Raw genomic sequence first — 13314 nt, 5'->3', positions numbered from 1 at the left:
ATCCATATGCAAAACTATTTTTTGACAAATAAATAAACATCATTGCGTTGAACTTTAATTTGAAAATTTGCCTTACTTTGTAGTTTAGCAACCAATTTACTAGCGAATGTCTGACTACTTGCCCAGCCTGGGTGACGAATATTCAGTAGAACATAATTAAAATTATCTAAATTAACTGCTGTTGCAGTTTCATTAGTAAAGTAAATAATTTCTCTATTAGTTAAATGTGGTGCAATTTGTGCTGTGGTATAAACGGGGTCTTTTGTTTGGATTTGGGCGATCGCTTGTTTTGTAGCCTGCCAAGTATCTACAGACTCTAAATATTTACCCCCAAAATGCGTAAATTTTGCCAAACTCAAGAAACCAACTAATGACCAAATAATAATAGCTCTTCTGTGTTGTAACCATCCCTTACCTGCGGCGAGGGTTGATATCACCGTTAAAATTAAAAATGGTAGCAAAGGTAGAGAATATTGATGTACTAAATCTTTTTGTGGTTGGTAATCAGCCAAAATATTCAGCACTAAACAAGGAATCCCAGCGACTAAAGGGGTTAAACTTTGCAGAGAAATTCCCCATATTACTGGTACTAAAACCAAAATTAGATAACCTAAATTATCTAGAGAAAATACTTTTCCCAGAATTAATTGGGGCTGCATCACTAAATTTTTAGCAATACCCAAAACTGAGTCACCTAAATAACTATAACGTCCTACTGCACCTGCTTCTGCACCACTAAAATGGGGAATAATTACCTGAGTAGCTATAAAAAACCAAGCTACACTAGCACCAAGAGCGATCGCACCATATAAACGCCGCTTTTCAAAGAAAATAAACCAAACTCCCATTGCTGCAACAGTGAGAGATAGTACAGCCTTACATCCCAACACCACAATAATACTTAGACAAAACCATCCTATTTTTTGTAAACGTGCTGCTAACACAGTAGATAAAAGTAGAGGTACAGCTATTACTTCTGGGTGAAAATCGAATAAATTGGCATTAAATACCAAAGGATATAAAAGATACGCGAGCATGATTGCGATCGCTTGACTTTCCTTTAAGCCTGCTTGTAGGGATAAATACCAAATTGGTAATGCAGCTATACCTAGTGCGATCGCCTGAACAGCAAATAACCAATATACGCTAGGATAAATTTTGTATAGTAAAGCCAAGGGATAGAAAATCCAAGCTGCATGGTCGCCAAGAATATGAAAACCCTGTATGGTAGTTACTGGCTCTTTACCCTGACTAATTAAATAAACAGCTTGATCAAAAATGCCTAAATCAAAAGCTGTTGATTGAAATAACTCATGTCGTAAGCTACTAGCTGCTAAGAGAATTACAATACTTACGCATATTATCCATACAGGATAACCAATTTTACCTTCTTGATACATCCCTTTAAAATATCTAAAGTTAAGGCTCAGGGCTAAAGCCGCATAATACAAGCTAACCCAACTGAGAAAAAAGTTTTTCCCAATCAATTGTAGGCGGTCTTGTTCCCTTATTTACCAACTCAAAAATTTGCCCTTCACTAGCTGAATAAAAAATAGATTCCACACAAGCTGCGGCAACATCAATTCTACTAGCATCACCTGCTAAGGTATCGCCCTTCCCGATAACGACATCAAGCTTTCCGCCTGTGGTTGCTTTTAAGAGGGTATTCAGGTCATAAGAAGTATAAGGGCCATCAATCAAACGTCCTGGGCGGATAATAGTATAAGGCAATCCTGAATTAATAATTGCTTGCTCTCCCTTTTGTTTGGCATCCAACACACCAAAGGCATTCAAAATGCTAAAAGGTGGCTGATCCTTGCGAAGAATACCCACAGAGGAGACAAAAACAAATCTTTTCAAATTCTGAGGCGCGGCGGCGACTAAGTTAGCTACACCTTCTGCATCAACCTTAGCGGGAGTATTTTTTGCTTTTGCTTCTCGATAGTTAGCATCTAGAAAAATCTGTCCCCATTCAAAGAAATTGGGTTGTGGGTCAAACTCCCATCTACCAGAGGGAAAAGCTGTAGTTCCGGTACAGCAAATAATGTGAGTGACTTCATCAACTGCGGCTGGAAGTGTATTTGCTTCACGGATATCGCCAACAAAAACTTCTACTTTGTTATCAAACATCTTGTTGGCTTTTTCTGCATTCCGCGTCAGAGTCCGAACTTTCACACCTTTCTCTAACAGCTTACCTACCACAAGCTGTCCTACCCCACCCGTAGCACCAACCACCAGTACCAAATCTTCATTTATTCCAGAAGTCATGACTTTTTTAAGATACTTTGTTTTAATCTACTCAAAAATGGGAGTACCTGTTTGCTACTACAGAGAGATATCAAATAAGTTAGGGAAGATAACGGAGTAACCCATCCCTTAACCCTCTCAGACGGGGAATAGGGATATGAGGAGAAAAACTATTGGCTGTTGACTAATGACTAATGACCCCATTACAGACAAAAACCCGGTCATAACCACCGGGTTTTTGTGTAAGCTGTGAGGATATATTCCCCAAGGGTTCAGATATAAAAGTTCTGTATAATTGGCTCTACTGATAGGTAATACCACGCCATTTTGATCAATTCCGGAAACATATCAAAAAATTTTTGCGGTTTCAATGAGGAATATACGGATAGATTGAGGGCGTAACATGGAGATAAGCAGACATTTTCTGGTAATTTACCGCATTTTTACTGATGAATTATTTATCTGGTAGCTGGCAAGAGTGGTTAACTGTATCAGCCTATTTAGGTTTGACGCTTTTTGTAATGTGGTGTGTGTTTGTTGCACAGAAGCGGTGATATGGCGAGACGAGAGAGAAAAGCTTACTTAACACTCATAACTCAGCACTTATCTAAATGTGTGTGTGGCTAGTCCTATGACTCCGCCTGCTAGGACTAGCCAGGCAGAATTGATTTTGAAGCGAAATACAGCGATCGCACTCACAATAGCTAAAATAATTGTTAACCAATCTACTATTGCGGCTCGTCCTAGTGTATATGTGACTCCTGCCATTAGTCCGAGTGAGGCAGCGTTGACACCATCAAGAAAGCCGCTAGCTAAAGGGGATTGGCGTAACTTATTTACCCAAGGATTCACTACCCACACCAACACGAAAGCTGGTAAGAAGATTCCAATTGTACCTGCGATCGCTCCGGCATTTCCTGCCAGCAAGTAGCCGATAAATGTAGCGGTGGTAAAGACTGGCCCCGGTGTAAACTGGCCAATGGCTACTGCATCTAAAAGCTGTTGTGATGTTAGCCACTGGTTACGTTCGACTAAATCCCGTTGTAGGAATGCCAGCAACACATAACCACTACCATAGAGAACACAGCCAATTTTCAGAAAAAACACAAAGACGCTTACCCAACTAACTGATGTAACTGCGGCTGTCGTTGTCCCGACTTGAGCGAGAACACCAGAGAAAGGTAATAGAAATGCTGTGCTTGTACGCCCTCGCCAATTCTTCAGCAGCATGACGGCGATACCTAGCAAAATTAGCAGCAAAATTTCATTCAACCCAGCAAAGTAGGGGGCGATCGCCACCACACCTGCAATAATTGTTGGTGTATCCTTGGCTGCCTTTTTACCCAAATTCCACACCGCCTGAAGCACAATCGCAATAATTACAGGCTTAATGCCATAAAGCAACCATTCCACCTGCGGCACAGTTTGATAACGCGCATAAATGGCAGCTAATGCCCAAACGATGAGCATTGCAGGCAAAATAAAGCAACTACCCGCTACTAATAAACCACGCCATCCGCCTCGCTCGTAGCCAATATGAATGGCTAATTCTGTCGAGTTGGGGCCAGGAATCAAATTTGTAATTCCCAACAAATCCAGTAGTTTTTCCCGGCTCATCCATTGACGACGGTTCACCACCTCATTATCCATCATGGCAATGTGGGCAGCCGGGCCACCAAAGGCAATCACCCCCAGCCGTAAAAAGACTGATGCTAGTTCTGTTAATCTTTGCCGTTGTTGGCTGCGAGTCAGAGCATCATAGGAAACCGCTTCTTGCTCTTGCTGGATGTCTTCAGCTTCCTGTGTCACTGTAGTTTTCCTAATTGAGCAATGTTGACAGGATTAATATATCGGATTTCGATAACGAAAAGCTATATATTATTAGTATTACTCCGCAAACAATTCTCCAAACAATTCTCTTACCTTCTCTTTGGCATTCTCCAGAGTCGTTTTACCTAAATCTGTGGCTCTGTAGAGTCTGCGGTTTTGTCTGCCTAGTTTTTCTTCTACAGAATATAAATAACCCTTACGTTCCATGTCGTGCAGCATGGGGTATAGTGTGCCGGCGCTTAGTTTATAACCGTGACGCGCTAATTCTTCAATGATCCCTAGCCCAAAAATTGGCTCATGGACTGCATGGTGCAAAATGTGAAGCCGAATCAAGCTTGAGTAAAACTCGCGTCCATCCATCGGGCAAGACTTTGACAATGGTGAAAATTTTATTGTCCCTTATATCAAGTCTTTCTGAAAAAACTACAGATTAATTCACCTGGATCTTTGGGTTTGAATTGTACGATAGCTCCGTCTTGTTGCACCCTAAATTTTTGACGACAGTTGTAAACTTCCTGGGGTCTTTTCACTCCGTCAACAGTTAAACTAGCCCGATATTCCCAATAATTTTTAGCACTGCGATTAATACTCACAATACAAATACGCTGACCGAAATAATTGCGGCATACATCAGCCATAGCAGGTAATGTTACAGCGTTTGAGATAATTAATATCAGTATTAATGCGATAAATTTGTATGGCTTTTGAATATAAGTAAGCATTAGAAGCCGTAGAAAGAGCGAGAATTTAATTGATAATTCCTAATATTAAATTATCAATTAAGTAAGTCGGTGCAATAAAATCAAACTATGTAAAGAAAAGTAAATAAGACTCAAACTCTTTCTCTCCCTGCTCCCTGCCCCCTGCCTTATTACAACAATAATTATTTACGCCGACCTAATTATTTCCGCTCCCTAGTTGATTCAAATCTGATAATCCAATGCTAATAAAACTCTGCCGCATTGCTGATTTGCTGGTACAGCTTCTAACATTTTCTTGGGTTTGGGTAAGTCGAGGTTATTCATTAACTCAATAAATTGGCTGCGGCTGCGTTCGGCAAAACGTGGGTTCCAGCGCTTTTCTTCGCCAATTGTGGAGACTGTCCGCCCTTGGTAGTCATGACCAGGGTAGACTAGGGTTTCTTCTGGGAGAGTGAATAGTTTCTGGGTGACGGCATCGTACAATGCACCAGGATTGCCGTTTTGGAAGTCGGTACGACCACAACCGCGAATGAATAGGGCATCTCCGGTTAATAAATGCGTACCGTTAACCAAGTAAGCCATGTGACTATCAGTATGACCTGGAGTGGCGATCGCTTGAATATTCACACTATCTAATTCTAATGTTTGACCATCCGCAATATAAAAATCTGCACAGGTAGCGGCGGCTTTCACTGGTAAAATACCCAAACACCCTGTAAGCGATCGCAATCTATCTGTCCCGGTAATGTGGTCAGCGTGGATGTGAGTTTCTAGGCAATATTTCAGAGTTAAGCCTAATTCTTGCAATACTTGTAAATCACGGTCTACCTGTTCTAATACAGGATCTACCAAAATAGCTGTCCCCTTTTGTGAGTCAGCAATTAAGTAAGTATAAGTACTCGATTCTTTGTCAAATAGTTGGCGAAATAGCATAGCTGGTTGCTGCAACGCGAACGATGGGCTGGAAATGAAGCAATCTCTTCCTACAGCAGCATAGGTTGTAGAAGTAACAGATTTCAGTAACTCTTGCGCCAAAGAAGCTGCTTGCACCCGAATTTCTGGAACGGCTGTTGTTTCCCACAAATTACCTTTGCGTGGTGTTCCCAAGGTATAAAGCATTGTCGATACATCACCGTTGGCATCGATAAGCGCACCGTTGGGGGCTGTTTCAATGCCTATAGATAAAGCATGAGGGCGAATTAACCGTTGTTCTTGCAAACTAGCAATTAAGGGATGTTGAAATCTGCGATAGTTACAGTTTGCCCCTGTACAGTTAATAATTCTCTTGACTTGTAAAACTAGGTCTTTTTGGGTTTCTCGTTCCCGAATGGTCACATCTATACCATTTTCTGACTGGCTACAGCTTTGAATCCTGCCGCCGTAATGCTTCAACTGCCCAGAAGCCATCAAACCATCCAAAATATCAGCAATACCCTCAGCAATACGATGGCGGTGAACTTCCCAGTAAGCTTTGACATGGCGCAGGAAACGCTTTTGTTCTTTGACTGGCATTGCTTGCCAAAGTTTTTGAGTAACTGGGCGAATGGCATCAATAACAGCACGCCAATCTTGCGCTTTGCTCAATTCTTGACGTACCAAGCGTAGCAGTGCTAATGCAGTTTTAGGCGCATTTTCTACATTAATAAATGTTGGATAGGCGTTAACTTGTTTGTGACGCTGGGGCATTAAACCATGACGAGAGACAGCATGAATTTTTCCGGTAAAGCCTTGTTGATGCAGGGCGACAACCGCATCGACCATTGTTAACCCAGTACCTACCAACAAAATGCTATCGTCTGGTTGTAAATCTTCAATTGCATCATCTGACCAAGCATCTTTTACATTATTTAAGGTGGCAATTGGCGCAGGTAAGGATGCTGGGAAGTTTCCTAATGCTAATACAGCCTTCTGTACATACAAATATTTACCACTACTGAGGTATAACTTAGTACCGCGCTTATTGGTTTCGATGGCGATCGCTTCATCTATAATTCTTTCCAGTCGCACATCGGCCGGGGCGTTGGTTTCTGCCTCATGTAAAATTGCTTGTATATAATTGCCGTAAACTTTACGTGGTGCAAAGGTAGCGGCGGTCATGTGTTGATATCCGTTGCTGTGCAGCCAATGCAAAAAGTGATCGGGTTCATCAGGAAATGCGCTCATTTTCCCGGCTGGCACATTCAGCAAGTGACTATCAAATTTCGTACCATAAGCAACTCCTCTACCCACTTCTGGGCTGCGTTCAATTAACTTGATAGATATGGGTGTTGTGGCATTGCGTAGAAGATTGGCGGCTACCAGAGAACCACTAAAACCACCGCCAATAATGGCAATTGATGCAGGTGAAACACTGAGGTTGAGGATGTTGTTCATAGTTTGAGTGAGTCATGCTTGCTGCTTACTCATAAATTTACGGTGAAAAACTCCAAATTTATGCTAAAGCAACTTCGTACCTCAACTAAAAAACCCAATAACCACAAGAAAAAGGGGTAATTTCACTTGCTGATTCAATCCCTGCAATTATCAATGCGGGGATCGGGAGAAGTAAAAAGCTAAAATCTTGATATGATAACCATTTCCAGCTTTTGATATCTTTTAAAGACAACTTTTTTATCACAATCCGATAAAATTACCGGGCTTTTCACCGAACTGTGTAATTAACAATATTTCATAACAAAATCATCTGTAGTAAATATCAAGGTTTGATGACATAGTACAGCTTGAGAAATTCCGTAGTCACTCAGGAACAGGGAGAAAAATCATTAGTAAGGTTGGTATTAACCATCTAATAACGATTCAAAAAATCTTTGCAACACATCGATTATCTTTAGGGGCGCACAGCAGTACTCCCCTACTTTCAAGGTGATTAATAAAACGCTGATTGTCTCTCTGTGACTTTGAGCCTCTGTGGTTTAATAATTTTTACCACAAAGGCTCAGGGGGATTTCTCAAGCAGATATTATGGTTAATACTTAATTATGACAAATTACGAATTACCTTCAGCCAATGGCAGCACTAAGCGACTGGCTACACGATGATCGGGTAATTGGTAAATATCTAATTCTCCTCCTAATTGCTGCATCAAGTGTTGGCAAATCAGCAAATTCAAAATAGGTGATTTCTCTAAACGAGATATAGCAAGAATGTCTTGATGCGTCTTTTGTTGTAACTCTGTCAACAATTGGGGTTCAATCGTGCCATTATCAGTAATTGACACTTCTAAAAAGCGCTCATTTAAACGACGACACCAAATATCTACTCTATTGTTGTTGGGAGAACGGTGACAGGCGGCAAGTAATAATTCGTGGAGAATCAATTCAAATTTTATAATATCGCCAGCGATCGCCATAAGTGAAGGGTTACTTGGAGCAGGAACAGCTTCCTTTTCTGTCAAAGGTTGTGCCAAACCGTGGACACCAACCCACAGCTTTTGTTGTTTGACTAAACAGTCTACACGCTCAAGCGATCGCTTAAGCAAGGTAGCAATAGGCATAGTTTCCCAACCTATATACAATTGCCATTGTTCCTGCTTAACCATTGCTGTCATTGAGGTTGCAGTATGGTCTAACTGTCGCAGCAATAATTGATAGCGCGTCTGTGTTAAATCATTGCTGGGAATGCCCAAATCATGAATTTGTCCAAGTAAACTTGTCGTTGTGCGCTGAATTTCTTCTAGACGGCGATGTTTATACCAATTGAGTTGGCGTAGTTTTTGAGTTGTAGACTTAAGACGTTGATTAATTTGTTGTTGACGACGCAACCAAGCTAGTTGATTAATGAGAATTTCCCCAGCATTGAGGCTATATTGCGACCAGTGGCGTTCTCGATGGTCTGCTAACAATACTACTCCTGTTGGTTGGTGATCAACACCAGTCCGTAAAGCTATGATTAGGACTTGTCCGATACCCGAACCTTTTAACCATCTGCGCGTTTCTGCTGGTATTTGATCTATGCTCACACATAAGTAACCTTTTTCAGATAACGCCCATTGAATTAAGGCTTCATACTGAACAAGAAGTTTAGCAGTTATTAAAACATCAAATTTACTATCAACAATTACACCAGGAATAATTTCTGCTGTAGAATCTCCATCCGACCAAGATAATAACAGTGCCAAAGGACAATTAAGTACAGATGCAATTTGTTCTAGTGCTTTAGATTCTAGATGATGTTGTTTGGGTTCATTATTTTCGCTCTCAGTTCCTTTGACAATGTTTAAAGATTGTTCAATACTGTGGAGGACTTGTTGCTGCTGTTCGTTATTTGTTTGTAAACGCCACTGTCTGACAACTACACCAATTTGTTGACTGACAACCCACAGTAATTCTTTTTCTTGATTTGTCCAACTGCGAGGGCTGGCATGGGTAACAATTAATAATGTTTCTCCTTTATGACCTTGAGCGCAATTGCAAATTAACAGCGATCGCACACCATTTTCTAATAAAAGGGAACGCCAGTTAAAAAAGCGTAAATCTTCTTCTATATTTTCAACTGCTACCGTAGTTTTGGCAGATTTCAACATCTGTCTATCAGTTTCAGTCAACAGACTAAAACCAGAGTTGAAAGAACGACGGTTGTGAGGCTGAGTTTGGTAAATAACTTGATAATTATTGAGGTCGTGGTCGTAATGTAATAGTAAAAAGCGTGAAGCATTTAAGCGATTTGTTACCCTAGCAGCACAAGTACGTAAAGTTTCTTTTAAGTCTTGATGAGTGTAAATACTTTGGGCAACTTCACTAGTTAACTGAGAATCTTCTTGAATTTGTTTAACAGTATCTTCTATATTGTCATTGGGAGCTACTAAGGAAATAAACCCTGCCGCACCTTGGACAAAATTTTTCTCCGCATCCGTCCAGATACGCGGTTCATAATCTTCCACAGCCACGAAACCCAATAAATCTTTCTGCCAAATAATGGGTGCAGCTAGGAGCGATCGCACCCGCAAACGTTCCAACAACTTAGCAGTAAACTGACCTTTAAGGGAACTACGAGCATCACCAACCCAAACTATCTGATTTACCGACAAAGCATAATACAAATCATTTAACTCTTGTACCGTCATTCCTGCGGCTGGCTGTTCACGGTTATTATCCCTTCCCAGGTGAACTAATTGATTACCCATCCGACACCAAAAATAGCGCCCTTGTCTCTCAAACCAGTAAACATTGGTACGACTAGGAGAGACAAAATCATGGGTAGCTTTTACTACCGCTTTTAACCTTTCTTCTAAACTAGTTAAATTACGGACATTTTCTAATAATTTTAATAATGGTTCATCAGGACGTTTGATTTGCTTGTGCTGCAAATCTATTTCCTTTTGATAAAGTATTGCTGCTAATTCACCCAAGATTATCATTAAACGTGCCTTAGCATCTTCCGGTAGCAAATAACCCCAGCGTTCCGAACCTAGTAACAGTAAGCCCATACATCGGTCTTTATAACGCATGGGCAACATTATCGTCCCTTGAATATTAAATTTTGTGCCAAATTCTCGCCATTCCCCAGCCCGTTTTTCATTGCGGATGTCTGCAACTCCTAAAGGAGACTGTTGAATAACTACTTGTTCCAATAAATCGCCTGGTTGTAGCACCAGCCGTTTTCGTAAAAAGCTCAGATCACGACTAGGCGCAATACCCCCCCGTCCCAACAAAGCGTGCTTGAGGCGATCATAACTAGCAATCCACACGAGATTGTAGTTAAATTCCTGTTTAATATAAGCAATAGCAGTCTCAATCAGAACATCAACATCATCTTCTTCCCTGAGACTTTGCAAAACACGCCCCAAGGCAAGAATAGGTTGTTCGGCGGCGGCTATCGGTTTGTAGGACTGCCCCATCTGATTTTTAATAAACATAACTTGTAATATATAAGATGCCCAATTTACCCTCACTTATATCTTTTCGAGTGTTTATTGATAGTTCGGGAAGAAAGGGAGTGGGGAGTGGGGGGAGATGGGGGAGAAAGATTAATAACTATGGACTTTTGACTATGGACTATGGACTAATTACTAATAACCCATGACTAATGACTATGGACATATATCAATTTGCTTTGCGTCCGCTTTTATTTAATTTGCTGAAGGCTGATCCTGAGTGGCTACATCAGCAGACTATGCGGAGTTTTAGTTGGTTGTCACACACAAGCGATCGCACCAGCACTAAGTGGGTATATAATGCACTACAAAAGTCTCTATGCTTACACGATTCTCGGTTGCAACAGAGTTTGTTTGGTTTAGATTTTTCTAATCCTGTGGGTTTGGCTGCTGGGTTTGATAAGGATGGCGTAGCAGCTAAAATTTGGTCTAGTTTGGGTTTTGGTTTTGCAGAACTGGGAACTGTAACTTACATCCCACAGCCTGGAAATCCACCGCCGCGTCTGTTTCGTTTGCCGTTGGATCAGGCTGCTCTTAACCGTATGGGTTTTAATAATAGTGGTGCGGCTGCATTGGCAGAACGTTTAGCTCCAGAAAAGGGGCAGTTTTCTATACCTATAGGTGTCAATTTGGGCAAATCTAAGGTGACACCCCTAGAAGCAGCCGCAGAAGATTATTTATATAGTTTTCGCTTACTTAAGGAATTGGGTGACTATTTTGTAGTGAATGTTTCTTCTCCCAATACCCCAGGTTTGCGATCGCTCCAAGATGCCTCTATGCTCAGTTCTATCCTAGAGCTATTACAAACAGAAAATAACTCACACAAACCAATATTTGTCAAGATAGCGCCGGATTTGGAATGGGAAGCGATCGCGGACATTATTAAATTGGCTAAAACCTACCAGTTAGCGGGGATTATTGCCACTAACACCACAATTCGCCGTGATGGGTTGAAAACTCAGGTAATTGAGCAGACAGGCAAGCCACCCCAAGAGGAAGCGGGAGGAATTAGCGGTGCGCCAGTGCGCGATCGCTCCACGGAAGTCATTCGTTTTATTTGGCAGCAAACCCAAGGGCAAATACCCATCATTGGGGTTGGTGGCATATTTACCCCGGAAGATGCTTGGGCAAAAATTACTGCTGGAGCCAGCCTGATTCAAGTTTATACAGGCTGGATTTATGAAGGCCCAATGATGGTACGCCGAATTTTGACTGGGTTGCTGGCTAAGTTAGAAGAACAAGGATTAAATTCCATCAGCGAAGCTGTAGGTTTAGAATTTAAAAGTGGAGAAGTCAATAGTCAATAGTCAACAGTCAACAGTCAACAATCAATTTAACTTTTGTCTTCACTTTCTTCTAATGGGAAAAACTCCTTAGTTCTTTCAGAAAAACTCCAAGCAATTCCATCAGGATCGCGGCTGCGAGTCCATTCGGGAAATTCTGGATCATTGCGCCGTTTGTACACAGTGCTGGAATAAACGTTAAGCCGTTTCGCCAATTCAGATTGAATTAGAGAACCAAAAACTAGCTGTCTTGATAAATTTGGCTTAACTTCTTGATGGGTAGCTGGTAGTAGTAACTCAGCTTCCAGTTCAACTTCAGTTTCAGCTATATGTTCTGGTTCAACTACTGGTTCTGGGGGAGGTGCTAGGAGCGATCGCGCTTCTGTCGCCACTGGTTGAGATGCAATTTGTCTCACAGGCTCACTACTATCAAGTATGTTGCCTAGAATACTTGCCGTGATGAAGTAATAAATTTCACCGCCTTCTGGGGCTGGTAGTAAACTTGCACCAAATTCTGAAGCTTTACCATCTAAATAACGTTTTGCCGTCGGGCCAGGAAAATTGCCACGAATTGCCAAATCCATTGGCGTAATTTTGCCTTGGTTTTCCCGAACTAACTGACTGAAAATTGGGTTAACTCGCTGACACCACTGTTGCCATTGATATTCTTGCCAAATTCTGAAACCAATGGCCAGGACAATAAGCGCCAGCAAAAATCTCCAGGTGGAAACCAGGAAAATAACTAAGAACGATATTGGCAAAAGTAGAACGAGAAAAGCCTTCCCGTTACTTTCTAATGTTTTTTCACTCATGCCGATTTTTGCCAAGCGAATTTTTTCGGAAATAATATATTATATTGGCAAAAATCGGGACAGGTTTTTGTATATTTTGGCAAAGTGATGGCAAAAGGGGAAAATCAAAGGGAAAAGAGAAGAAAAAAAGTAAAACTTAATATTTTCCCTTCAACCTCAACTGCCCACTGTCAACTGTCAACTGTCAACGCATATTGTTTCAAATCCGCCAACGAACATACTTCCAAAGCTCTAGCATGGGTAGCGGCGAGAACTACAGGTGGCGCTACTCCAGCTTCTAAGGCTTCTTGCCAACGTGCTGCACATAAACACCAGCGATCGCCCGGCTTCAAACCAGGAAAATTATATTCAGGATAGGGGGTACTCAAGTCATTACCACGGGATTTAGTAAACTCCAAAAATTCTGCCGTCACCTGAGCGCAAACAACGTGCATCCCTGTATCATAAGCGCCTGTTTGGCAAAACCCATCACGATAAAAGCCAGTTACGGGCGAAGAACAACAAAGCTCTAAATCTGTGCCAATTACATTTTCTGCTTGTGCCATATGAAAATCCTTAAAAGTGGAAGT

At 41.4% G+C, this 13314-nt stretch carries 10 protein-coding genes; 1 reads left to right on the top strand and 9 read right to left on the bottom strand.

The window, feature by feature from the left end; genetic code table 11:
- Positions 1-14 precede the first annotated feature (14 nt).
- The 7 genes from NSMS1_RS16195 to NSMS1_RS16165 all read right to left on the bottom strand — a co-directional run bounded on the left by NSMS1_RS16195 (position 15) and on the right by NSMS1_RS16165 (position 10632).
- Positions 15-1400: a DUF2079 domain-containing protein gene (locus NSMS1_RS16195; RefSeq protein WP_224085592.1), complete on the bottom strand. Its 1386-nt coding sequence runs from the start codon at positions 1398-1400 to the stop codon at positions 15-17.
- 52 nt (positions 1401-1452) lie between these two features.
- Positions 1453-2268, bottom strand: a complete 816-nt coding sequence (locus tag NSMS1_RS16190) for an SDR family oxidoreductase (protein WP_224085591.1) — start codon at positions 2266-2268, stop codon at positions 1453-1455.
- A gap of 582 nt (positions 2269-2850) precedes the next feature.
- On the bottom strand, positions 2851-4056 hold the full coding sequence (locus NSMS1_RS16185; protein ID WP_224085590.1) for a chromate transporter: 1206 nt from the start codon (positions 4054-4056) through the stop codon (positions 2851-2853).
- Between the two features lie 78 nt (positions 4057-4134).
- Entirely contained in the window at positions 4135-4437 is a 303-nt protein-coding gene (locus NSMS1_RS16180; RefSeq protein ID WP_411908688.1) for a PadR family transcriptional regulator, read from the bottom strand.
- A 44-nt stretch (positions 4438-4481) separates the two neighbouring features.
- Positions 4482-4799: a hypothetical protein gene (locus NSMS1_RS16175; protein ID WP_224085588.1), complete on the bottom strand. Its 318-nt coding sequence runs from the start codon at positions 4797-4799 to the stop codon at positions 4482-4484.
- 201 nt (positions 4800-5000) lie between these two features.
- Complete coding sequence (locus NSMS1_RS16170; protein WP_224085587.1) at positions 5001-7151, bottom strand: FAD/NAD(P)-binding protein; 2151 nt, start codon at positions 7149-7151, stop codon at positions 5001-5003.
- A 613-nt stretch (positions 7152-7764) separates the two neighbouring features.
- Positions 7765-10632, bottom strand: a complete 2868-nt coding sequence (locus NSMS1_RS16165) for a GAF domain-containing protein (protein WP_224085586.1) — start codon at positions 10630-10632, stop codon at positions 7765-7767.
- 176 nt (positions 10633-10808) lie between these two features.
- On the opposite strand from NSMS1_RS16165, the gene NSMS1_RS16160 reads away from it, so the two are divergent.
- A complete protein-coding gene (locus NSMS1_RS16160; RefSeq protein ID WP_224095250.1) occupies positions 10809-11957 on the top strand; it encodes a quinone-dependent dihydroorotate dehydrogenase in 1149 nt (382 codons plus the stop codon).
- A gap of 26 nt (positions 11958-11983) precedes the next feature.
- Here NSMS1_RS16160 and NSMS1_RS16155 read toward each other — a convergent pair whose 3' ends face one another.
- Entirely contained in the window at positions 11984-12745 is a 762-nt protein-coding gene (locus tag NSMS1_RS16155) for a hypothetical protein (RefSeq protein ID WP_224085585.1), read from the bottom strand.
- Between the two features lie 170 nt (positions 12746-12915).
- Entirely contained in the window at positions 12916-13290 is a 375-nt protein-coding gene (locus NSMS1_RS16150; RefSeq protein WP_224085584.1) for a DUF2237 family protein, read from the bottom strand.
- Positions 13291-13314 lie beyond the last annotated feature (24 nt).

Origin of the sequence: Nostoc sp. MS1 (assembly GCF_019976755.1) — a bacterium.
Lineage (GTDB): Bacteria > Cyanobacteriota > Cyanobacteriia > Cyanobacteriales > Nostocaceae > Trichormus.
The sequence above is the reverse complement of the archived record's forward strand: the minus strand, read 5'-3'. Positions and strand labels throughout refer to the sequence as shown.